Source organism: Chryseobacterium koreense CCUG 49689, from assembly GCF_001045435.1.
Lineage (GTDB): Bacteria > Bacteroidota > Bacteroidia > Flavobacteriales > Weeksellaceae > Kaistella > Kaistella koreensis.
Genome location: NZ_LFNG01000009.1, coordinates 107,778 through 130,774, shown reverse-complemented (window position 1 = coordinate 130,774; position 22,997 = coordinate 107,778). Strand labels below are relative to the sequence as shown.

Genomic DNA, 22,997 nt, shown 5'->3' with positions numbered 1-22,997 from the left:
AGATACCTCATAAGAGAACGAAACATTCATATCAATTTTCTCTTCAGGAGGATTGCCTAAAGCGGGGAGGCGCTGTTGTTGGTATAGCTTTCCCGCGGGGTGATCCGGGAGTTAAAAACGGTGAATGCGCGTGCTGTGTGATTGCATGATTGAGTGGTTGGGTTAAATCAGGATGGGAGAAAATCGAGAATAGATTTGAACAATTAAACAAGTAAATAGGAAACCATGAAAACACTGAAAATTTACAATATTATTGCTACCCTACTGATTGTTTTGCTGGTGGTGTGGGTGGTGGAGCTCAGGAAGGAGGTGAAGGAAACGGAGGAGCTGCTGGATCTTTGTGCGGAAAGGTTTTATGAGAATTTGGATGATGTGGAATGAGTGATGGGTGATAAGTAAGAATTAAGAATTAATAATTAATGAGTGACTAGTAGTGAGCAAAACGTGTTCAGGATAAGGATCTGTTCTTAGCGGGAAAGTGACCCCACTGTAAAAGTGTTTCTACACGCTTTCCCCTAAGGCGATCCGAGAGATATCATGTGTAAAGAGTATTGGGCAATAAGCAATGGTTGCGGTGGCTGACCGAAGCCGAGGCCAGAGAAAGGGAAAAGCCAAAAGTGCCATGGGTAAAAAGCATTGTCTGACAGAAATCAGGGATGCTCCATAGATGCTTCACGGATGCTCCATGGATAAAGCATGGATAAAGCATGGATAGTTCATGAGAAGTATTTGAACTTTTCGCAGCAAAAGAGTGAGAAGATGAAGGATGGATTTTTATTTTTTGATGAGATTGTGAAGTGTATTGTGGATATTATGAAAATAGATGGGGGAGGAAAATGAAAGAGAGGGTCAAGATTGGATGTAGATTAAGTTCTTTTGTCTTGAAACAAAAGAACCAATCCCGAAGCTTCGGGACAAGACTGGATCTTTTTGCCTCATCATATTGATTTTTTTAAAGGAATCGGCGATCCGCTGAAGCGGATTGCTAAAAAAATTGAATTTCTTCCAAGAAAATCCCCAAACTCGGGCGGATCGGAAGGTTATCTTGCTAATTTATGTTATTTGCCGCCACTCAAACAGGGGGGATTTTTATGCAGTGATTATTTGGAGGGCAGGTTGGGAAGAAATTCAATTTGCCTCAGCTTTTATATTTAGTTTGGGAATCGGCGAACCCTGCGGGTTTTTTCTTAACGCAAAAATCTCCTAGGTCGGGGGGGTAGGTGGCACAGATTGCAAATCGGTGAGAGCTAATGTAAAAGCTATAAATGGATCTGATCTTAGCGGGAAAGTGACCCCACTGTAAAAGTGTTTCTACACCCTCCGGTGGCTGAGCTGAGTCGAAGCCTCCCCTAAGGCGATCCGAGAGATATCATGTGCAATGAGTAATGAGCAATAAGCAATGGTTGCGGTGGCTGACCGAAGCCGAAGCCAGAGAAAGGGAAAAGCCAAAAGTGCCATGGGTAAAAAGCATTGTCTGACAGAAAGCAGGGATGCTCAATAGATGCTTCACGGATGCTCCATGGATAAAGCATGGATAGTTCATGAGGAGTTCATGAGAAGTATTTGAGAGTTTCGCTATAAAAGAGCAGTGAAGATGACGGAAAAAATAATAAGAAAATAGAGAGAAAATAGAAAAGAATAAAGAAAAAAGAAAAAAGAGAAAAGCGAAAAGAGAATTCGGCATTTGGTCTATGATCTATGCTCTTTTTTCTGTCCTCTAATAAAAAAAGCCCTTTCCCTAAAGTTTGCAGCCGCGGGAAAGAGCACGGAATTAATTAATGTTTAACCAAAACCAAAACAAAACTATGAAAAAAAAGTTTGGCGAGGGACTCTTGTCCCTTGTTTTTACTGTCGCGGCAACTTCTGCGGCATTTTCCCAGGGCAAACCCTTGAAAATAGGGGATTTGCTTCCGGAGCGTCTGTGGGATGCCCCCCTGGAGGTGGTCAACCATCCGCAGAAGAATACCACGCTTGCACCCGACAAAGACAAGCTGATCCTGATCGACTTCTGGGCAACCTGGTGTTCTTCCTGCCTTACCAATTTCCCCAAGATGGAAGAGCTCCAGCATAAACTGGAGGGAAGAATTAAGGTCGTTCCGGTGACCGACCAGGATCGGGAGACCGTGCAGAAATTCTTTCAGTCCAAAAATGGTCAGAAGTACAGCTCTATCAAATCCGTGATCGCGGATAAAAAAATGAGGCAGCTCTTCCCGCACAACGCCATACCTTACGTCATCTGGATCCAGGACGGCAGGGTAATCAATACGACGGACGGCGAGCAGGTCACCGAACAATCGGTTACGGAAATATTGGAAGGCAAAAGGTCCGGTCTGCAGACGGTGATCCCGATGGATCGGGGCCGCCCCTTCATGCTGTCCGAAAATTTCGACCTCGAAAAAGAGGCGGCGATTGAAAGCTATAGCGTGGTTGCCCATGGCAGGGTAAGGGCGTCGCCGCCTGGAATGGTCTATCGCTCAAAAGGCGAGACGATCGTGGGGCGGCTATTTTCCAATATGCTGCTCCTGAACATTTACCGGGTGATTGGCATAGAACTGTTCAAAAAGAGCGGCGACCACTTTAGCAGCAAAAGAATCGTGAACCTCCTGAAAGATCCTGACGCCATCAGTTTCAATCCCGAAAATGAAACTGAGATCGCCAACGAAAAGCTCTACAGCTTCGACTTTATCAGTCCGGTTTCCGAAGTCGGTACCCTCTATGAAGACATGCTGAAAGAGCTGAATAAGGCGACCCCTTATGTCGCAACCATCAAAACGAAAACAGTCAAATGTCTCGCATTGCAAAATATCTCGTCGGGAAGCAGCATTGCGGCAAAAATTAGCACACCTGTAAACAAGTCGGTCAACAGTCCCGACTCCGGCAAAAAAGTGACCACTACCGATTTACTCAGAAACCTTAACTCCAGTAACCGGGTCACTCCTTTGCCGGTCATTGACCAAACGGGTACTGAACAATACTTCGATATAGACTTTACTATTTTTTCTGATTTGAATGCCTTGAACAAGGCGCTTGCTAAATATAACCTTTCCTTAATGGAAACGGAGTGCGGCCTTCCGATGATGGTCATCGAGGATAAGGAGCAAAATATCAATCAGGTCAATCCACCAACCAAATTAAATTAAATATTATGAGAAAAAACCTCGCAGCCCTATTTTTTGTAATGAGCATTGGAGCGCATGCGCAGCAGGCCATTAAGGGTACAATTATCGATGCAGAATCGGGGAAGCCTGTTGTTGGGGCATCTGTCTCCAACAAGCAGAACCCATCACTCACCATTTCCGATCAAAACGGCACGTTCACGCTGAACACCGCGGGCAATGAAGTGCATCTGCAAATTTCCAAGCAGGGATTCTATCCCTTTTCCGAAAAATTTAAAGTTCCGTTGACCGTGCCGCTGCTGATCACGTTGCGGCCAAAAACGACCGCCATTGAAGAAGTGACCTTAACCACCGGTTACCAAAAAATCCCAAAAGAAAGGGCGACGGGTTCTTTTTCCTCAGTAACTGAGGCGGAACTGAACAAACTTGTTACCCCGAATGTGGCAGACCGCCTGGCGGCGCTAGCCAATTCTGTGACATGGGACACCGGAACTTCTGACCAGCCCCAACTCACCGTCAGGGGAATCAGCACTATTAAAGGGCCTCGTCAGCCTCTGATTGTTTTAGACGATTTTCCTTATGAAGGAAATTTAAGCAATATCAACCCCAATATGGTGGAAAGCATTACGATTTTGAAAGACGCCGCCGCAGCGAGCATCTGGGGTGCTCGCGCAGCCAATGGCGTAATCGTGATCGCCACCAAGAAAGGGAAAGCCAATCAGCCTATCAACATTTCCTTTAACGCGAACACCACCATTGGCGGAAAGCCGGATTTAAGCTACATCCGCCAGATGTCTGCTTCGGATTTTATCAGTATGGAACAAAGGTTATTTGATGCCGGATTTTATGACAGCGAGATCGATTCTCCTCTGCATCCGGCAATGACCCCTGTGGTGGATATCCTCAACAAGAAAAAAAAGGGACTTCTCTCCGAAGAACAGGCTTCGCAAATGATTGGTGAATTAAGAAAAATAGATACCCGTGATCAATACTCCAAATACATGTATCAGATGATTGAAAACCGGCAGTATGCCCTTAATCTTTCGGGTGGGAATCCCTTAATGTCTTGGTCCTCTGGATTGGGTTATGACGATAATGTCGGAAATTTAGGGCAAACCTATCGGCGTTTCAATATCCAGCTTCAGAATACCTGGAAATTAGCCAACAAAGTGAATCTGAACCTTGGCGCAATCTTTACCCGCACCAAGGAAACGAGCGGTCGGGTAGGTTATGGAAGCATTACCTACGGGGGCAATTCTCGGGTGCCGTACCTTTCTTTTGCAGACGGCAATGGCGAACCGCTTGCCATTCCTTTTAATTACGACCCCAATTACCTGCAAACCCTGAATGGGAAGGGTCTGCTGGACTGGCGTTACTTTCCGTTGACCGACTGGCAAGACAACACCCAGACCAGCGATGCCAAGGAAGTTATTCTAAATGCGGGACTGCAATACAAAATAATCCCTGGACTGGATGCGGAAATTAAATACCAGTATCAAAACTCCACAGGCGATTCTGAACAGTTGTACAATAAAAATAGTTATTACTCAAGAAACTATGTCAATAGTTTTGCACAGTGGGATGATTCCGGAAAAGCGATGTTTATCATACCTAAAGGTGGTATTCTGGATAACTATGCTTCCCGTACTGAAATCAATAACATCCGTGGGCAAATCAACTTCAACAGGGTTTGGAAACAACATGCAGTAACTGCAATAGCGGGAGTGGAAACGCGGGAGACTAAAATGCACAACCACAGCAACAGGTACTATGGTTTTAATGAAGACACCCAGGCTTCGGCAAATGTGGATTTCACCACCCTTTATCCTAATTTGATTACTGGCAGTTTGGAATACATCATACCCAACCAGTCGATGCAGATGAAAAACATCCGATTTGCATCGCTCTATGCGAACGGTGCCTATACTTTCGACAAAAGATATACCGTTTCTGCAAGCATCCGGAGGGATGCCAGCAACCTTTTCGGCTTAAAAACCAACGACCAATGGAATCCATTTTGGTCGGTAGGGTCCGCATGGAACATCAATAACGAAAAATTCTTTTCGGTAAACTGGCTGTCCAATTTGAAGCTTCGTTCTTCGTACGGATTCAATGGCAATATCGATCCGTCCATGGTGGCGTTGACCACCATTATTTACGACACCATGATGTCGCCTTATACCGGCACTCCCACGGCACGAATCGATAATTTCTACAATCCAAACCTCCGCTGGGAAACCTCACGCATCATCAATCTGGGGATTGATTTCGCCACCCAGAATGAGCGGATTGCGGGAACGGTGGAATGGTTTACCAAAACAGGGACCAACCTTTTCGGGACCGCGCAATTGGATTACACCACCGGGATCAACAATATGCTGATGAATGTGGCCGGGATGAAGGGAGTGGGGATGGATATAGCGCTAAAAACGCGCAACATCATATCCAAAAGCTTTCAGTGGGACACCCAATTTAATATGAGCACTTACAAAGATCAAATCACCGACTACTACCTGAAAAACACTTTGGCATCAAGCTATGTTCCGACTGCAAACTCAGGGGTGGGTATTTCCGGAACCGTCGGAATGCCGGTCTATGCCATTTTTGCCTATAGCTGGGCAGGCCTTGATCCTCAAACCGGTGACCCACGGGGATACCTCAATGGCGAGGTGAGCACCAATTATGCTGCAATATTAAATTCGGATAAAGGGATTGAAGGCCTGAAATATTTTGGCTCTGCTATTCCCACCGTATTTGGGTCCCTGATGAACACCTTCTCTTATAAAGGTTTTTCCTTGGATTTGGGCATCACCTACAAATTGGGGTATTGGTTCCGAAGAGGTTCCATCAATTACAACGACCTGGTGAATTCCGGCATCGGGCATAGTGATTACGCCATCCGCTGGCAAAATCCCGGAGATGAGAATCACACCAATATTCCATCCGAAATATTGACTTCAAATGCCATACGTGACAAGTTTTTTGCGGGTTCGGAAGTGCTTGTGGAAAAAGCGGATCATGTGCGAATGCAGTTCATCACGCTCAACTGGCAGCTCAGTCCCGATTTTCTGAAAAATTTGGCTTTAAAAAGAATCGAATTGTATGGATCTGTCAATAATGTTGGGCTGATCTGGAAGGCAAATGCTGCAAACCTTGATCCCGATTATTCATTCGGAAACGAATCTTTAAAACCGGTTACTACCTACAGTGTGGGGTTCCGCGCTAACTTTTAAACCTTATCAAAATGAAAAAATACTTTACAGCAACGGCCTTCGCGGCACTAATGGTAATCCCTTTGATGGGTTGCCGTGATTTCTTAAGTGAAAAATCCGACTCCCGGTTATCCATTCCTGATCAACTGGAAGACAATCAAGCAATTGTGGATCGGTATTTCCTTTTGGGGCAATATCCGAACAGTGCCGAAATATCAGCGGACGACATCTGGGTATCGGATGCGGATTTCAACACGTTTCCAAACGAGTCTGAAAAAAGGCTATACACCTGGAAGCCCGATTATGTGTCGCTTGCCGTCAGCAGTGACTGGCAGACTACCTACAGCAAGATCAATATCTACAATAACGTGCTGTTCAACTTGGAGCACTACCAGATTCCTCAAGCCGAAAATGTGCGCGGACAAGCATTGGTGTTAAGGGCTGCTGCCTATTTGGAAGCGGCACAGATATGGTGTTTGGCCTATAATCCTGCAACGGCTGCGAAAGATTTAGGGCTTCCCATCCGTCTGGATCCCGACATGAATATTCCCTCTTTTCGCTCATCGGTAGAGCAAACGTATCGGCAGATTCTTAGTGACCTGCTCACCGCTGCAGAACTCTTGCCCAATGATCAGATTGCGGTATCTCGTCCCTCAAAGAGGACCGCTTTGGGCCTGCTTGCGAGGACCTACCTTTTCATGGGCGAATATCAGAAAGCGGCGCAATATGCCTCTGCGGCGTTAGCCATTAAAAACGAACTGCTGAACTTTAATGCTCTAAACCCTGGGTCAACCAATCCTTTTTTGCCGATCCATACTGAAATCATTTTCCCTTTATCCCGGGTGAATTCCCCTTTTTTGGCGGCCACAAAAGCGAAAATTCCTCAAAGCATCTACGACAGCTATGAGAATAACGATCTGCGAAAACAAATGTATTTTCGCTTGGATGCCTCGCAAAACGTTTTATTTAAGGGGAACTTTTCCGGCGGTACAGCCAGATCGGCAAGTCTGGCCACTGATGAACTTTACCTTACGGCGGCAGAGGGACATGCGGCATCGGGAAACTATACGGAAGCAATGGTATTCTTGAATGCGCTGTTGATAAACAGATGGAAAACGGGCACCTTCATTCCTTTCACCGCAACAGACGCTCAGAGCGCATTACAGATCATACGGAAGGAAAGGCGAAAAGAAATGCTTTTCAGGGGTGTTCGGTGGGCTGACCTGAAACGCTATAATCGGGAAGGGGCAGGGATCACAATAAGCAGAATCGTGAACGGAACCACATTTGTTTTACCTCCCAACGACTTAAGGTACGCGGTGGCGCTCCCTGAGGATATTATTCAAATGACGGGGATGCCTCAAAACCCAAGATGATAAATCGGGGGCGGGCTCTTTGCCCACCCCCTTTTTAAAAATGAAATTTACTCTTTGTAACCGCTCGAAATGGCAAGGATCTCTTCATTGCTCATCCCGTTCAGCACGGTACTCAAGGTGCTTCCCTGGGGCACAGTGATGCTGCAGGGCCTGTTAGGTACTAATGACCCGCAACTTCCATTGCTATTGGTCACATTCCAATGCGAAACCACTTGAAACGCATCCTCACTCTTATCCGAAGATATGTAGAAGTAAGTGGTGTCGGCCAATTCTCCATTTTCCTTTTGGGCAAATGAAGAGGTCGTTGCTGCGGCAAATAAACCTGCGGCAGCTAAAACGGCTCCGTTAAAAAATGTTCTGATTTTCATAATCTGGTCTTTTTATGCATCAAAAAAGATTACCGTAAAAACTTTAATTAGATTTTATTTGGTATTCCAACAAACTGCGTTGTCGGACGAAAACCTTAATCTCTTATTTGGGGATTAAAGTTTGATCAGCTTTGCACTGATAACATGCATGGAATATAATTCCCAAATGAAGTTGTACAAATTCAATTTTTTAATCTTTATAGGGTATCTTCATGCCGCGATTCCGTTCCTCCATCTGAAGTGGAGGTGATTTTCCTGCTTATGGCAAGCGAAGGGTAATACCCTTGGGGAATGACGCCCCATAAATGTCCTTTTGATTTTTTCATAATGTTAGGTTTAAAAGGTTTGACATTTCGGCTCGGTATGACTTGAATTTGGGAACGAAGTTAGCGTGTCAACTAAGACTTATGCAAGAGTTTGATGGAACGATTTATAAATGGATACGTAACGATTTATAAATCGTTAAAACTAAAAACCTTGTCTCAACGCTCTCTACTATTGGTTTTTTGGAGTTTACGGGTTGGAGAGTATCATGCTTTCAGAACGCGTGGGTGTCGACATGAATTTATCAATACAACCCTATTATTTTTAGGTTATTACCAGTATTATGGCGTTATTTTTGTGGTTTGTATAATTGAATGCTTAGCGCATGCCGGGTCAAAATGATGAAATTTGCAGATTTTGGAAAAGTCTGCAATGTAAAAGATGAGTTTCGAGGTCCAATTTCTAAAAGTGGAGAGCTCTTTTCATCCTTGGGTTTTTGATATTTCTTGTGATGGATGCGCGCAAAAAAATGAAATCAGTCCGGGAGGGAAACCCATTCCCAAAAGAATCTGAAATATATGGATGTCCTTTCAAGGGTTTTTCGAAAACTAATTCAAAAATTCTTTTTTGTGATTTTGGCGGCCTGGGCACTTTTTTTTGAAACAAGGGCAGGAATCTGGATGTTTTTTGATCAAGGTCATCGGTGCCTAAAAGATGGCTCGGTTCTGTTTGATCTGCTGCGAAGTGTGGACAGTTTGGAAAGCTTGGGCACAAACTACAGCACGGTGTTGCCGGATTTTTGGAAGTGAATGCTAAATAATAAAAATTTAATTAATGGCAAATATTTCATGTAAACTTCGGAAACTATTTCCTTTCAGAGGGTGTACATTTATTAAAAATAAGTCCTCATCGAAGCATACAAAGCTAACAGAAGAAATTTGCCTTATGCCCACATAACCAAAATATTTTCTATTTTGTTCCGTATCAAATAAGAAATCAATATTTGAGGCATTAAATACTATTTCCTTAAAATGTGAATCAAAAGTCTTTACGATTACCCCATCTGTATGACAAGATAAATTATCGCCATTAGGAAAGAGAAGCGAAAAATCTATATAACGTGCTATAACATCATTTATGTCGGAAGGAGGTAAACCAATCACTCCATGATTTATTGGTTTTTTTGAAATTGGCAGGATATTTATTTTTTTTATATTTTCCCCTATTTTAGTTACGGTGACATAGTGATTCTTTACGATAGCGTTAAATCCAATAAATTCATTTTTATAATACAGTGAATTCAAATAATTAATTTGTCTCTTATCAACATTTATTAATTGGTCTAACCCTATTGTTGGGGTGATTTTCTCAAATCTTATTTCTGAATACTTTTCTGAGAAGTCCCAATATTTGATGGCGAAAAGACTTATTATCAAAAAAGCAATTAAATAAATTAAGCGGAATTTCATATTATTATAATGTGGGTGGTACAATGACTGGCGTTGATAAGGATGGCGGTGTAATCTTCCCATTGTTAAGCACACTCAAAAGTAGAGTTTTTTCTTGAAAGTGGAGGAGATGAGCATGCATCCCCAGATTTGGTATTGGATGAAGATGATCTGAGGCAGCTGAATGATGCCGGTTGCTAAAACATAGCCATTCTTTTTATGAGTATGCAGACTGGATTGTTTCAACAAAAGTTTTTTTTTATTTTGGGGCGGCAGGAATTCGTATTAAGGTGATATTCAAGATTTTTACTGCATTTCAGTGATGGCCATCCACATAGCCTTTGTTCCAAAAATTATTTCCCTTAACTTCGTTTAATAATTTAAAAAACATTACGATGCGCATAGAATATGAAATAAAGCTGGGTTTTAAGGATGTGATGATCCGACCGAAAAGATCTACCCTGAAATCCAGGGCACAGGTAAGTTTGGAGCGAACTTTCACTTTTAGAAATTCGGAGAAAAAATGGAGCGGCGTGCCGATTATCGCGGCAAACATGGATACCGTGGGAACTTTTGAAATGGCGGTGGCACTTTCGAAGGAGAAAATAGTGACGGCCGTCCATAAGCATTATTCCCTGGAAGAATGGGATCGCTTCCTGACCAACCAGCCGGATTCCATTTATGAATATATCGCAGTAAGCACCGGAACAGGAAAAGATGATGAGGAAAAAATCAAGCAGATCATGGCTAAACATCCGAAAATTCAGTTTCTCTGCATTGATGTTGCCAACGGCTATTCCGAGCATTTTGTGGAATTTGTAAAGAGGGCCAGAAAGCATTTTCCCGGCAAAACCATCCTTGCGGGAAATGTGGTGACCGGAGAAATGGTGGAAGAATTGATTTTGGCGGGTGCAGATATCGTGAAAGTCGGAATCGGTCCGGGTTCTGTTTGCACCACCAGGATTAAAACCGGAGTCGGTTATCCGCAGCTTTCCGCAATCATAGAGTGTGCAGATGCGGCGCACGGACTTGGAGGCCATATTATTTCTGACGGGGGCTGCAAAATCCCGGGAGATGTTGCGAAAGCGTTTGGTGGCGGTGCGGATTTCGTGATGCTGGGCGGCATGTTTGCCGGACATGATGAAAGTGGCGGCGAAATCATTACGGAAAATGGGAAGAAATTCAGATTGTTTTACGGAATGAGCTCGCAAACGGCTATGGATAAACATTCGGGAGGTGTTGCAGAATATCGCGCTTCCGAAGGAAAAACGGTGAAAGTGCCCTATAAAGGACCCGTTGCGGAAACCGTGAAAGATATTCTGGGCGGTGTCCGTTCCACCTGTACTTACGTGGGCGCGTCGCAACTGCGTGAACTTTCCAAAAGAACGACTTTTATCCGGGTTCAGGAGCAGCATAATGAGGTTTTCGGAAATTAATCGCCGGGATTTAGGGTATTAAAAATTCAGCGCTCTGGAAATTTTCTTGAGCGCTCATTTTTTGAATTCTATTTTCTCCCTAATTCCCCAACACCATTTTCGTCAGGAAGTCTTTTTCCCGGCTTCCTCTCGCCGGCGAATATTCTCTTCCGTAAAAAATAATCTGCAGGTGCACCTTGTTCCAAGTGCTTTCTGGAAAGAGCTTTTTGGCGTCCTTTTCGGTTTCCGCCACATTTTTTCCTTCCGTGAGTTTCCACTGTTTCATCAATCGGTGGATGTGGGTGTCCACCGGAAATGCAGGAAATCCAAAAGCCTGGCTCATCACCACGCTTGCCGTTTTGTGGCCAACTCCGGGCAGTTCTTCCAGTTCTTCAAAAGTCTGTGGAACGATTCCGGCATGTTTTTCCACCAGGATTTCCGACATGCTTTTCAGGTTTTTTGCCTTTTGGTTGGTTAAGCCGATTTCTTTGATCAGCTCGCGGATTTCTTCGAATTCCAGTTTCGCCATTTTCTCCGGAGTGTCTGCTTTTTCGAAAAGTTTCGGGGTAATCTGGTTCACTTTTTTGTCCGTGGTTTGGGCAGAAAGTGCCACCGCGACGAGAAGGGTAAAAGGATCTTTGTGGTTTAAAGGAATCGGGACTTCGGGATATAGTTTTTCGAGCTCGCGTAAAACGGTTTCGGCTCTTTGTTTTTTGGTCATATAAAAAGTAACTTTACACAAAATTAAGAATTATGCTTAAGATTGGCGACCAGCTCCCGGATTTCGAGCTGCAAAATCAAGACGGTAAAACCATAAAGTCTTCCCAACTTTTGGGTAAAAAGCTCGTGATTTTCTTTTATCCGAAAGCGAATACCCCGACCTGTACTGTGGAAGCCTGCAATATCAATGACCATATTTCGGGATTAAGGAAAGCGGGATTCCAACTGTTGGGGATTTCTGCGGATTCGGTGAAAAGGCAAAAAAACTTCCACGAAAAGTTTGGTTTTAAATATGATTTGCTGTCCGATGAAAATCATGAAGTCATTGAAAAATTCGGGGTTTGGCAAGAGAAAAACACTTTCGGGAAAACTTACATGGGAATTGTGCGGACTACTTTTCTTTTCGATGAAAAGGGGATCTGCACCAGAGTAATTTCAGATGTGAAATCAAAAATCGCCGCTGAACAGATTTTGGAGTCTGCTTAGAAATTACTCCGAATGCATGAATTTTGCTTTGAAGGCATGTGAAATGCATTAAAATGATAAAGATTACTTAAACCACAAATCCTGTCTTCCGGCAGGTTTTGTAGTTTAAAATATGATGCGTTCGTGCTACTTTGAATGTATTATTCGTGAATTCGTGGCAAGAAAACCGGTGAGTAATCAAGAAAGCATTCGTTGCGCTTTCCTGACTCCATCCGCCAAAATATCGATTTCTTCAAAAGTGTTGTACACCGCAAAGCTCGCACGAACGGTTCCGGCAATATTGAAGAAATTCATAATCGGCTGGGTGCAGTGGTGGCCGGTTCTCACGGCGATTCCCAGTTTGTCCAGGATCATTCCCACGTCGGACGAAATCCCAACTCCTTCCAGGTTGAAGGAAACCACGCCGGTTCTCACCGCTTTTTCGCCATAGATTTTCAAGCCGTCGATTTCTAAGAGTTTTTTCTGGGCATAATCCAGCAAGGCGTTTTCGTGATTTTGAATATTTTGCTGTCCGATATTTTCCATGAAATCGATCGCGGCGCCCAAAGCAATATTTCCGCCGACATTTGGTGTTCCTGCCTCAAACTTAAACGGCAAGTCTGCATAAGTCGTTTTCTCGAAGGTGCAGGTCGCAATCATTTCGCCACCGCCATGGAAAGGCTGGATTTTTTTAAGCACTTCTTCTTTTCCGTAAAGAATTCCGGTTCCCATCGGCGCATACATTTTGTGCCCGGAGAAAACGAAGAAATCGCAGTCCATTTTCTGAACGTCAATTTTCTGGTGGGGAACAGATTGCGCACCGTCTATGACGATGAAGGCGTTTGAATTTGCGCGGGTCTTCGCAATAATTTGCTCAATGGGATTCACAATCCCCAAAGCATTGGAAACCTGGTTGACGGAAACGATTTTGGTTTTTTCGCTCAAATTATCATCCAGGTAATCGAGTTGCAAGGTTCCGTTTTCATCCATGGGAATCACTTTCAGTTTGGCGCCGGTTCTTTCACAGAGCATTTGCCATGGCACAATATTCGAGTGGTGTTCCAGGTGTGAGATGATGATTTCATCCCCTGCTTTGATCCAATTGGTCAAAGAATATGCGATGAGGTTTAAGCCTTCCGTGGTTCCTTTGGTAAAGATGACTTCGAAATGATTTTTAGCATTGATGAATTTTTGAACTTTTTGCCTTGAAAGTTCCATTTCTTCAGTTGCAATCTGGCTCAAAGTATGGATGCCGCGGTGAACGTTTGCATTGGTTTCGGTGTAGTATTTTTGCCACGAATCCAATACCGGCACAGGTTTTTGTGAGGTCGCTGCATTATCTAGATAGACCAAGTCTTTGCCGTTTATTTTTTGGGATAAGATTGGAAACTGTTTTCTGATATTTTGTAAATCGAACATTTTTATTATTTAGAATGGTTCAAATTTACGGAAATAAAAGATATCAAATCTTAAATGGAGATAATACGCAAAGTTTTATTGATGCGGCGCGTTGTTTTTAAGGAGGCAAAGTTTTCCGACAGGTCGGTTGATTAAGCTGGTGGTTGAATTGAGGAAATTGGACGCTGGGTTTTTGATTTTTAAGGGGAATTATTACGCAAAGTTTTATTGATGCGGCGCATTGTTTTTAAGGAGGCAAAGTTTTCCGACAGGTCGGTTGATTAAGCTGGTGGTTGAATTGTGGAAATTGGATGCTTCTGGTTTTTGATTTTTAAGGGAAATTTTTGCGCAAAGTTTTATTGATGCGGCGCGTTGTTTTTAAGGAGGCAATTGTTTTTAAGGAGGCGAAGTTTTCCGACAAGTCGGTTGATTAAGTGGGTGTTTGAATTGAAAATAAATTTCTATTTTTATCGGAAAATAGAGATGACTGAAAACGAGCTTTCCTATGCGATCATTGGTGCTGCTTTGGAAGTACACCGAACATTAGGTGTTGGACTTTTGGAAAGCGCCTATGAAGCTGCGCTTTTATATGAGTTGGAAAAGTTGGGTTTTCAGGTGAGGACACAAGTTTATCAACCGACTATTTACAAGGAAACCCAAATTGACAAAGCTTATCGGATCGATATGATTGTAGAGGAAAAAGTAATTGTAGAGAATAAGTCGGTTCATGAAATACATCCAACCGATTTTTTACGCACAAAAACTTATTTAAAACTGTCGGGAATTAAACTCGGGTTGATTATTAATTTTAACAGCGCATTGCTGAAAAACGGAATCCATCGGGTCGTAAATAATCTGTAACCAGATTTGCACTGTTCCCTCATACGCTTGATCAACCGTCTTGTCGGAAATCTTTGTCTACTTAAATGTGCAGCACAAAACATAAAACTTTGCGTCAGAAAAAATTAAATCAATTTGCAAACAAAAATTATTTTAAAGGGACAAGGAAAAACAATGTTGTTGGCGCGCCTTAAATTCCAAATACGGCGGCATCCCACCAAACGCTTGATCAGTCCGCCACAGCGGACCAAACTTTGCCTTCTTAAAATAGTGCGTTGCAAAACATAAAACTTTGCATCAAGAAAAATAGGATCAATTCGCAAACAAGACGAAGTTAAAAACACTAGAAAAAACAATGTTTTTCGCACCTTTAAATTCCAAATACGGCGGCATCCCACCAAACGCTTGATCAGTCCGCCGCAGCGGACCAAACTTTGCCTTCTTAAAATAGTGCGGTGCAAACCATAAAGCTTTGCGTCAAGAAATTAGGATCAATTCGCAAACAAAACGAAGTTTAAAAACACTAGAAAGAACAATGTTCTTGGCGCGCCTTAAATTCCAAATACGGCGGCATCCCACCAAACGCTTGATCAGTCCGCGGCAGCGGACCAGACTTTGCCTTCTTAAAATAGTGCGTTGCAAAACATAAAACTTTGCGTCAAGAAAAATAGGATCAATTAGCAAACAAAAAGGAGTGTTAGAAATCAAATGCACCAACCGGAACTCCAGCTTAATCAGAAGTTCTTCAGCACTTCATCCACCATGAACCTCACCAGTTGCGGCCGTCCTTTCTCATCCTGCTGTTCATCCTTATAGGTTCCGGTTCTCACCAGCACCATTTGTTTTTCGGGAATGATGATGATGTATTGTCCATAAAGCCCGCGAAAATAGTAATGTTTGATCGGGGCATCCTCATTGATCCAAAGTCCCATTCCATAAACTCCGTTTGATAGTTTGGTGGGCGTTTTCATTTCTTCCAGGAAAGCCGGATTCATTATTTGCAGGTTCCCGACTTTTCCGCCATCCAAAAACAATTGTCCGAGTTTTGCGAAGTCACGGGAATTGGACTGGATGCAGCAAAAGGTTTTTTCCATTCCGTTTTCATCCACGGTCCAGTCTGCGTTTTGCTCCATTCCGAGAGGTTTCCAGAGTTTTTCGGAGGTGTATTCCGCTATGGATTTGCCAATCGCTTTTCTGATGGCGAATCCCAGAAGTTGGGAAGCGCCGCTTTGATATTCGAATTTGGTTCCCGGTTTTTCCTTGAATCCGCGCAGGAAAACGGCTTCTGCTAAAGATTTCCCGTAATATGCTTTTGCATTGGGAAGGAACGGGTTTTTATAGTTTTCAGTCCAGTCGAGACCGGCTTCCATTTTAGCCAAATCGCCAATGGTGAGGTCTTTCCCGAATTCCACATTTTTATAGTTTTCGAAAAAATCCGAATATTTCTGGTCCAGACCTTTGATTTTTTCCTCCTCTATTGCTTTTCCCAGAAGCATCACATTGACTGCTTTTGCCATTGAAAAAGAATTGGTTTTTGAATTTTGGTTGTAGTGGTCCCAGTATTCTTCATGAAGGAGTTTCCCATTTTTGATGACGAGAAAGGAAACTGTTTTTGATTTATTCAAGGCATCAACTAAATCGTTCGGTAAAGGTTTTTTGTTGTAAAGTGAATCTTTTTGCCAGGGAATCGGTTGCCCTTTCGCGATGAGGTGCGATGGGAAATAGTTTCCGTCCTCAATGGATGAGCCGGTTTCTCCCCGCAAGTAGGTTTCGCGAATTCCCTTGAACAGGTAGTCGTAACCGAAACTGTAAGCAAGTGCGATCAGTAAAGCCAAGGCGGCGGCAAAACCTTGAAGCGTTTTTTTTAGCATTCAATTAATCTTTTAGACCCATTAAAAAGTGGGAAATCAAACGCCCAGACTTTTTCTGACCTTCTCTAAAGTTTGTGCGGCGATGGTTCTTGTTTTTTCTGCACCTTCCCGGAGTTTTTCTTCCAATTCGGGCAGGTTGTTCATGTAGTAATCGAATTTTTCCCTTTCCGTTTTGAATCTTTCTAAAATCAAATTCAGCAGTTCTGTTTTCGCGTGTCCGTAACCAAAATTTCCGGCGAGGTATTTTTGCCTTAACACTTCAGTTTGTTCAGGCGTCGCGATTAATTCATACAAGGCAAAAACTTTGTCGGTTTCCGGGTCTTTCGGTTCTTCCAGTGATTTGGAGTCGGTTTCAATTCCCATGACCTGCTTTTTCAGCTGCTTTTCGGGAAGAAAAATATTGATGATATTTCCTCTGGATTTCGACATTTTTTGACCATCGGTTCCGGGAACGTATTTGGTGTCCTCCTGCAGTTCGGCTTGTGGAAGCACGAAAACTTCGCCCATTTGATGGTTGAATCTTGCGCCCATGTCTCTCGCCATTTCCAGATGCTGCAATTGGTCTTTTCCCACGGGAACAATCTCGGCGTCATAGAGCAAAATATCTGCTGCCATCAAAACGGGATAGGTGAAAAGCCCGGCGTTCACATCTTCCAGACGGTCGGCTTTGTCTTTAAACGAATGTGCCAAAGTCAACCTTTGGTACGGGAAAAAACACGACAGGTACCAGGAAAGTTCGCAGACTTCCGGAATATCGCTTTGTCTGTAGAAAAAAGTTTTTTCCGTATCGAGTCCGCAAGCAAGCCATGCAGCAGCGATTTCGTAAGTGTTTTGCTTTAATTCCGCCGCATTCTTAATTTGGGTCAAAGAATGAAGGTTGGCAATGAAAAGGAACGATTCGTTTTCTGGATTTTTAGATAGTTCGATGGCGGGAATAATCGCCCCCAAGAGGTTTCCGAGGTGCGGTGTTCCTGTAGCCTGTATTCCGGTGAGGATTCGTGACATTTTTTAAAAATAAATATTGAATGATAACAAATTCCCGCAAAAATACGCAAAAGTAAATTTTGGCGGAAATGAATTGTGGTGTTGATTTTTATTAAGTTCAGGGTAAAAAAAAACCGCTCATTACTGAACGGTTTCATTATTTGAATCATTAAAGGATTCAAACGCCTTAATTGATTATTTAATTCGCTTCCATCTGCTTGATCAAATTCAGCGCGGAGCCTGCTTTAAACCATTCGATTTGAGGTTCGTTATAGGTATGGTTCGTTTTCACGATATCTTTGGTTCCGTCTGCGTGAACGAATTCCAGGGTAATCTGTTTTCCCGGTGCAAATTGGTCCAAATCTAGGAAATTCACTGTGTCATCTTCCTGGATTTTGTCGTAATCTGCCTTATCTGCGAAAGTCAATCCAAGCATTCCCTGTTTTTTCAGGTTGGTTTCATGGATACGCGCAAATGATTTTACCAAAACAGCTTTCACCCCTAAATGTCTCGGCTCCATTGCGGCATGTTCTCTGGAAGAACCTTCGCCGTAATTTTCGTCACCTACCACAATGGTTGGGATTTTTGCGGCTTTGTAAGCTCTTGCAACTGCGGGAACTTCACCGTATTCGCCGGTAATTTCGTTTTTCACTTTATTGGTTTCCATGTTGTAAGCGTTCACTGCCCCGATCAACATGTTGTTTGAAATATTGTCGAGGTGGCCTCTGTACTTCAACCAAGGTCCCGCCATGGAAATGTGGTCGGTTGTACATTTTCCGAAAGCCTTAATCAAAACTTTGGCACCGGTAATGTTTTGTCCGTCCCAAGCTGGGAATTCTTCCAGAATCTGTAACCTGTCCGAAGTAGGACTTACGATAACTTCCACGTTGGATCCGTCTTCAGAAGGCGCTTGATAGCCGTTGTCATCCACGTCAAATCCTTTTGGAGGGAGCTCAAGTCCAACAGGTTCGCTCAATTTTACGGCTTCCCCTTTTTCGTTGGTCAAAGTATCGGTGATGGGGTTAAAGTCTAAACGACCTGCGATCGCCACTGCAGCAACCATTTCCGGCGATGCCACGAAAGCGTGTGTATTTGGGTTTCCGTCCGCTCTTTTCGCAAAGTTTCTGTTGAAAGAGTGAATGATGGAGTTTTTCTCTTCTTTGTCTGCACCTTCTCGGTCCCATTGTCCGATGCACGGTCCACAAGCGTTGGTAAAGATTCTTGCGGATTCAAATTTCCTGAAAGAATCCAGGAATCCGTCTCTTTCCGCGGTGAATTTCACCTGCTCGGAACCTGGGTTAATTCCCAGAATCGCTTTAGGTTTCACCCCTTTTGCGAATGCATCTTCCACAATGGAAGCTGCTCTGGACAAATCTTCGTAAGAGGAGTTGGTACAAGAACCGATCAATGCCCATTCCACTTCGATTGGCCAACCGTTTGCCACTGCCTTATCGTGGAATTCTGCAACTGGAGTCGCCAAATCCGGAGTGAAAGGTCCGTTCAAATGAGGGGTCAAAGCATTCAGGTCGATTTCAATAACTTGGTCGAAATATTGTTCAGGATTTGCATAAACTTCTGCGTCACCGGTTAAGTGTTCGGCGATTTTATCTGCTTCATCCACAATGTCTTGTCTTCCGGTTGCGGCGAGATATCTTCTCATGGAATCGTCATATCCGAAAGTAGAAGTAGTGGCTCCCACTTCTGCACCCATGTTGCAGATGGTTCCTTTTCCCGTTGCGGAGATGGATTGTGCTCCTTCACCGAAATACTCGATGATGCATCCGGTTCCACCTTTCACGGTTAAAATTCCTGAAACTTTAAGAATGATGTCTTTTGGAGCGGTCCACCCGTTTAATTTTCCGGTGAGTTTTACACCGATCAATTTCGGCATTTTCAGTTCCCAAGCCATTCCGGACATCACATCCACCGCATCTGCGCCACCTACTCCGATGGCTACCATTCCCAATCCGCCGGCGTTTACCGTGTGTGAGTCTGTTCCAATCATCATTCCTCCCGGGAATGCGTAGTTCTCAAGAACCACTTGGTGGATAATTCCTGCTCCCGGTTTCCAGAATCCGATACCGTATTTATCGCAAACGGAGCTCAGAAAGTTGAAAACCTCTGAGTTTTTATTTAAAGCTACCTGTAAATCCTTTTCGGCGCCCACTTTTGCCTGGATGAGGTGGTCTGCGTGCACCGTTGACGGCACCGCTACTTTTGCCTTTCCTGCCTGCATAAACTGCAGAAGAGCCATTTGTGCGGTTGCATCCTGCATCGCAACTCTATCTGGCGCGAAATCCACATAAGAGTTTCCTCTTTCATAAGACTGCTTGGCTTTTCCTTCCCAAAGGTGGGAATAAAGGATTTTTTCTGAAAGAGTGAGGGGCTTTCCAACTGCTTTTCGTGCTGCCTCTATTCTTTCCGGATAGCGGGCATACACCTTTTTAATCATATCAATGTCAAAAGTCATATCGGTATATTTTAATGAAAATTTCGAAGTTCAAAAATACGAAATTTTTCAGCAAGGTATAGCCATTGTTCATTTAGAATAAATATAAATAGAATGTGGAACATCTATTTCAGGTGATTACTAAGGCGGTTTGAGTTGAATATCCGGTGAAAGTTCAGCGGCAATAAGGCTCATTTGCACCTTAAATCAGATATTTATATTTTTAACCAATTATTAAAATCTGCCTGAACTGATGTCATTTCTTAAGAATAACAGCCGATTTCTATTTATTCTTCTAATTCTGGTTGTGGGTTCGGTGTATTTTTTACTGAATCCGGCGGATCATTCTTTTTTTCCGGCTTGTCCGTTTAAATCGATTACCGGGTTGAACTGCCCCGGTTGTGGTTCGCAAAGGGCTTTTCACCAATTGCTCCATTTAAACTTCAAGAAGGCTTTTGAGTACAATGCGTTAATGGTCATTTCTATTCCTTATGCGGTTTTGGCAATGGCTTTTGGTTTTCGCGGGGTTAGGGACCGTTTTCCAAAAGCAAACCGTTTTTTATTTGGTCTGAACTCACTACTGCTGATTCTCGGGATCATTGTTTTCTATTTTATTTTTCGGAATCTGTAAAAAAATCATTTTATTTTTTGTAGTTTCGCATGCAGAAATAAAGGGGTGCCGTGAAAAGCTGAGATTATACCCAATGAACCTGGAACAGGTAATGCTGTTTAGGGACGTGCAAATTTTGAAATACGAATATCTGCGTAATTTTATTTTTGTACTGCACATTTCCATAATCACCCCTTTTATTCAATTAATCTTAAAAATTAAAAGAATGAAAGGATTATTTTTTTTAGGACTTCTGAGTCCGGCTGTGTTTTATGCACAAATTCAAAAGGACTCGGTTAAGACGACCGAAATTGAGTCCATCAACTTTACCAAACGACTTCCTGTCGCTAAAGAAATCATTAATGTTCAGCGCGATCTGGATCCAAAAAATCTCGGTCAGGATCTGCCGATTTTGCTGAAAAACCAGATGTCGGTCATTTCGACTTCCGATGCCGGAAATGGTGTTGGTTACACCGGATTCAGGATTCGCGGAGTGGGTGGAAACGGGATTAATGTGATGATGAACGGCGTTCCTTACAATGATTCCGAAAGCCAGGGAACTTTCTTTGTGGATGTTCCGGATTTGACGAGTTCTGCATCGCAAATTGTGATTCAGCGCGGCGTGGGAACCTCTTCAAACGGCGTTTCCGCATTTGGAGCAAGCGTGAATGTGATTTCGAAAGATCCCGATGAGAAATTCTACGTAAAATCGGATAATTCTTACGGATCTTTCAACACCTATAAGTACGCGGCTGAAATCGGTTCCGGGAAATTCTGGAACAACCGGCTTTCCGTGATGGGAAGGTACGCAAAAATCCATTCCGATGGCTATATTGACCGCGCTTTTTCGGATCTGGATTCCTATAATTTCACCGCACTTTTCGAGGAGAATAAGACTAAAATCCGTTTCATCGCTTTTGGCGGAAAAGAAAAAACCTACCAAGCGTGGAACGGCATCGACAAGGCAACTTGGGAAACCAACCCGAAATTCAATCCTTCCGGTGCGATTTATGATTCGAATTGGGAAAATATCATAGGGTATTATGACAACGAAACCGACAATTATCGTCAAAACCATTACCAGTTGCTGTGGAACCAGAATTTCAATGAACACTGGAATCTGGAGACGACATTCCATTATACCAAAGGAAAAGGCTACTACGAAAACTACAAACAGGATGCGAAGTTTTCAAAATACAATCTGCCCAATCAGGGCGGAATAACGCGAAGCGACTTCATCAGGAAAAAATGGCTGGATAACGATTTCTATGGCGGAGTTTCTACTCTTTACGGGAAATTTGAAAACTTGGACCTGAATTTTGGGATTGTTGCAAACCGGTATGATGGATGGCATCACGGTGATGTGACCGGCGTTTATTTCCCACAGATCAACGAGTTTGAGTATTACCGAAACCACTCGGTGAAAAACGAAATGGCCGGTTTTGCGAAAGCCATTTTTAAGGCCGGTGATTATGAATTCTTTGGAGATTTGCAATTGAGAAACATTCAGTACAATACCACGATTTTGCAGTCTGGAGACGGTGAAGGTGCAGATTTGGATCAGAAGTGGCTTTTCTTCAATCCGAAATTTGGGGTGAATTACAAAATTCCACATGGAAAAATCTTTCTTTCCTATGCACACGCACACCGGGAGCCGAACCGCGACGACCTGTTTGCCAATCCGGAAACCCAACCGGAAAAACTCCACGATTACGAGGTGGGAATTGAGCAATCGTTCGGGGATTTTTCGTTCACCACGAATCTGTACTATATGAATTATGTGAATCAGCTGGTTTTGAACGGGCAAATCAATAATGTGGGCGAATTTATCCGCGTGAATTCCGGTAAAAGTTACAGAATGGGAATTGAACTTGGCGCAATGGCGAAAATTTCTGAGCAGTGGAACCTTTCGGGAAATCTCACTTTAAGCAAAAATGAAAACAAAGATTTCAAAAACGAAACCGATTCCGGGATTGAACATCTGGGGAATACTCCAATTTCTTTTTCACCAAACGTCATCGGAAATATTCTGCTCCAATTCAGTCCGAGTAAAAATTTTAGTTTAGGAATTCAAAATCAATATGTTGGAAGCCAATTTTTGGACAACACCCATGCCGAAAATCTAAAGCTTCCCGATTATTTCCTCGCCGATTTTAACGCGAAATATACCTTAAACCTAAATAGGACCCCTGTTGATTTTAAGTTGCTGGTCAATAATCTGTTTAACAAAAAATATGTCAATAATGGTTATGTGTGGGATGGACCGATTTATTTTTCACAGGCAGGAATCAACTTTTTGTTTGGGATGAGTATTTTATTCCAATAGATCCTGAAAACCGGCGGGAATCTCCGTAAAATCAAAATGGTTTCCGGAACTGGATTGGTGAAATTTGCAAAGTAATTGAGATCTAATCCTAGAAGAAGACTGCGGAAATGCGGTCTTTTTTTATTTTGATAAAGT

At 43.1% G+C, this 22,997-nt stretch carries 17 protein-coding genes; 9 read left to right on the top strand and 8 right to left on the bottom strand.

The features are described from left to right. Positions 1 to 225: 225 nt before the first annotated feature. From ACM44_RS15470 to ACM44_RS07975, 4 genes are all read left to right on the top strand, one after another. Complete coding sequence (locus tag ACM44_RS15470; protein WP_168712021.1) at positions 226 to 381, top strand: hypothetical protein; 156 nt, start codon at positions 226 to 228, stop codon at positions 379 to 381. A gap of 1,397 nt (positions 382 to 1,778) precedes the next feature. Beyond that, on the top strand, positions 1,779 to 3,140 hold the full coding sequence (locus tag ACM44_RS07985; RefSeq protein ID WP_048499495.1) for a TlpA family protein disulfide reductase: 1,362 nt from the start codon (positions 1,779 to 1,781) through the stop codon (positions 3,138 to 3,140). 5 nt (positions 3,141 to 3,145) lie between these two features. Continuing rightward, a complete protein-coding gene (locus tag ACM44_RS07980) occupies positions 3,146 to 6,349 on the top strand; it encodes a SusC/RagA family TonB-linked outer membrane protein (RefSeq protein WP_083993673.1) in 3,204 nt (1,067 codons plus the stop codon). 11 nt (positions 6,350 to 6,360) lie between these two features. Next, complete coding sequence (locus ACM44_RS07975; protein ID WP_048499493.1) at positions 6,361 to 7,704, top strand: RagB/SusD family nutrient uptake outer membrane protein; 1,344 nt, start codon at positions 6,361 to 6,363, stop codon at positions 7,702 to 7,704. A 47-nt stretch (positions 7,705 to 7,751) separates the two neighbouring features. On the opposite strand, the gene ACM44_RS07970 is transcribed toward ACM44_RS07975, so the two are convergent. The 3 genes from ACM44_RS07970 to ACM44_RS15330 form a co-directional block, all read right to left on the bottom strand. Further along, the gene (locus ACM44_RS07970; protein WP_048499492.1) at positions 7,752 to 8,072 is read right to left on the bottom strand and encodes a hypothetical protein; all 321 of its coding nucleotides are present in this window, start codon (positions 8,070 to 8,072) and stop codon (positions 7,752 to 7,754) included. A 1,091-nt stretch (positions 8,073 to 9,163) separates the two neighbouring features. Beyond that, entirely contained in the window at positions 9,164 to 9,868 is a 705-nt protein-coding gene (locus ACM44_RS07960) for a hypothetical protein (RefSeq protein ID WP_152669322.1), read from the bottom strand. A 12-nt stretch (positions 9,869 to 9,880) separates the two neighbouring features. Next, positions 9,881 to 10,030: a hypothetical protein gene (locus ACM44_RS15330; protein ID WP_160303985.1), complete on the bottom strand. Its 150-nt coding sequence runs from the start codon at positions 10,028 to 10,030 to the stop codon at positions 9,881 to 9,883. A gap of 149 nt (positions 10,031 to 10,179) precedes the next feature. Between ACM44_RS15330 and ACM44_RS07955 the strand changes: the two genes are divergently transcribed. Further along, positions 10,180 to 11,220 (top strand): GMP reductase, encoded by a 1,041-nt coding sequence (locus ACM44_RS07955; protein ID WP_048499489.1) that lies wholly within the window; start codon positions 10,180 to 10,182, stop codon positions 11,218 to 11,220. A gap of 79 nt (positions 11,221 to 11,299) precedes the next feature. On the opposite strand, the gene nth is transcribed toward ACM44_RS07955, so the two are convergent. Continuing rightward, positions 11,300 to 11,920, bottom strand: a complete 621-nt coding sequence (gene nth, locus ACM44_RS07950; RefSeq protein ID WP_048499488.1) for an endonuclease III — start codon at positions 11,918 to 11,920, stop codon at positions 11,300 to 11,302. 32 nt (positions 11,921 to 11,952) lie between these two features. Here nth and bcp point away from each other — a divergent pair, with 32 nt between their 5' ends. Continuing rightward, on the top strand, positions 11,953 to 12,405 hold the full coding sequence (gene bcp / locus ACM44_RS07945) for a thioredoxin-dependent thiol peroxidase (RefSeq protein WP_048499487.1): 453 nt from the start codon (positions 11,953 to 11,955) through the stop codon (positions 12,403 to 12,405). Between the two features lie 177 nt (positions 12,406 to 12,582). Here bcp and ACM44_RS07940 read toward each other — a convergent pair whose 3' ends face one another. Then, on the bottom strand, positions 12,583 to 13,803 hold the full coding sequence (locus tag ACM44_RS07940) for an aminotransferase class V-fold PLP-dependent enzyme (RefSeq protein WP_048499486.1): 1,221 nt from the start codon (positions 13,801 to 13,803) through the stop codon (positions 12,583 to 12,585). Positions 13,804 to 14,265: 462 nt separating this feature from the next. Between ACM44_RS07940 and ACM44_RS07935 the strand changes: the two genes are divergently transcribed. Further along, positions 14,266 to 14,643 carry a GxxExxY protein gene (locus ACM44_RS07935; protein ID WP_048499514.1) on the top strand — a complete coding sequence of 126 codons (378 nt, stop codon included), beginning with the start codon at positions 14,266 to 14,268 and terminating at the stop codon, positions 14,641 to 14,643. A 713-nt stretch (positions 14,644 to 15,356) separates the two neighbouring features. Here the strand turns inward: ACM44_RS07935 and ACM44_RS07925 are convergent. The 3 genes from ACM44_RS07925 to ACM44_RS07915 form a co-directional block, all read right to left on the bottom strand. Next, entirely contained in the window at positions 15,357 to 16,493 is a 1,137-nt protein-coding gene (locus tag ACM44_RS07925) for a serine hydrolase domain-containing protein (protein WP_048499484.1), read from the bottom strand. 36 nt (positions 16,494 to 16,529) lie between these two features. Continuing rightward, complete coding sequence (trpS, locus tag ACM44_RS07920) at positions 16,530 to 17,498, bottom strand: tryptophan--tRNA ligase (protein WP_048499483.1); 969 nt, start codon at positions 17,496 to 17,498, stop codon at positions 16,530 to 16,532. 178 nt (positions 17,499 to 17,676) lie between these two features. Further along, on the bottom strand, positions 17,677 to 19,947 hold the full coding sequence (locus ACM44_RS07915) for an aconitate hydratase (protein WP_048499482.1): 2,271 nt from the start codon (positions 19,945 to 19,947) through the stop codon (positions 17,677 to 17,679). Positions 19,948 to 20,179: 232 nt separating this feature from the next. On the opposite strand from ACM44_RS07915, the gene ACM44_RS07910 reads away from it, so the two are divergent. Beyond that, complete coding sequence (locus ACM44_RS07910; RefSeq protein ID WP_053215450.1) at positions 20,180 to 20,557, top strand: DUF2752 domain-containing protein; 378 nt, start codon at positions 20,180 to 20,182, stop codon at positions 20,555 to 20,557. Between the two features lie 205 nt (positions 20,558 to 20,762). Then, positions 20,763 to 22,862, top strand: coding sequence for a TonB-dependent receptor (locus ACM44_RS07905; RefSeq protein WP_048499512.1), 2,100 nt, complete (start codon positions 20,763 to 20,765; stop codon positions 22,860 to 22,862). Positions 22,863 to 22,997 lie beyond the last annotated feature (135 nt).

Excerpts from the sequence above, each read along its gene's own strand:
- ACM44_RS15470 (WP_168712021.1), top strand. The coding sequence starts at position 226 with ATGAAAACACTGAAAATTTACAATATTATTGCTACCCTACTGATTGTT.
- ACM44_RS07985 (WP_048499495.1), top strand. The coding sequence starts at position 1,779 with ATGTTTAACCAAAACCAAAACAAAACTATGAAAAAAAAGTTTGGCGAG.
- ACM44_RS07980 (WP_083993673.1), top strand. The coding sequence starts at position 3,146 with ATGAGAAAAAACCTCGCAGCCCTATTTTTTGTAATGAGCATTGGAGCG.
- ACM44_RS07975 (WP_048499493.1), top strand. The coding sequence starts at position 6,361 with ATGAAAAAATACTTTACAGCAACGGCCTTCGCGGCACTAATGGTAATC.
- ACM44_RS07970 (WP_048499492.1), bottom strand. The coding sequence starts at position 8,072 with ATGAAAATCAGAACATTTTTTAACGGAGCCGTTTTAGCTGCCGCAGGT.
- ACM44_RS07960 (WP_152669322.1), bottom strand. The coding sequence starts at position 9,868 with ATGGGAAGATTACACCGCCATCCTTATCAACGCCAGTCATTGTACCAC.
- ACM44_RS07955 (WP_048499489.1), top strand. The coding sequence starts at position 10,180 with ATGCGCATAGAATATGAAATAAAGCTGGGTTTTAAGGATGTGATGATC.
- nth (WP_048499488.1), bottom strand. The coding sequence starts at position 11,920 with ATGACCAAAAAACAAAGAGCCGAAACCGTTTTACGCGAGCTCGAAAAA.
- bcp (WP_048499487.1), top strand. The coding sequence starts at position 11,953 with ATGCTTAAGATTGGCGACCAGCTCCCGGATTTCGAGCTGCAAAATCAA.
- ACM44_RS07940 (WP_048499486.1), bottom strand. The coding sequence starts at position 13,803 with ATGTTCGATTTACAAAATATCAGAAAACAGTTTCCAATCTTATCCCAA.
- ACM44_RS07935 (WP_048499514.1), top strand. The coding sequence starts at position 14,266 with ATGACTGAAAACGAGCTTTCCTATGCGATCATTGGTGCTGCTTTGGAA.
- ACM44_RS07925 (WP_048499484.1), bottom strand. The coding sequence starts at position 16,493 with ATGCTAAAAAAAACGCTTCAAGGTTTTGCCGCCGCCTTGGCTTTACTG.
- trpS (WP_048499483.1), bottom strand. The coding sequence starts at position 17,498 with ATGTCACGAATCCTCACCGGAATACAGGCTACAGGAACACCGCACCTC.
- ACM44_RS07915 (WP_048499482.1), bottom strand. The coding sequence starts at position 19,947 with ATGACTTTTGACATTGATATGATTAAAAAGGTGTATGCCCGCTATCCG.
- ACM44_RS07910 (WP_053215450.1), top strand. The coding sequence starts at position 20,180 with ATGTCATTTCTTAAGAATAACAGCCGATTTCTATTTATTCTTCTAATT.
- ACM44_RS07905 (WP_048499512.1), top strand. The coding sequence starts at position 20,763 with ATGAAAGGATTATTTTTTTTAGGACTTCTGAGTCCGGCTGTGTTTTAT.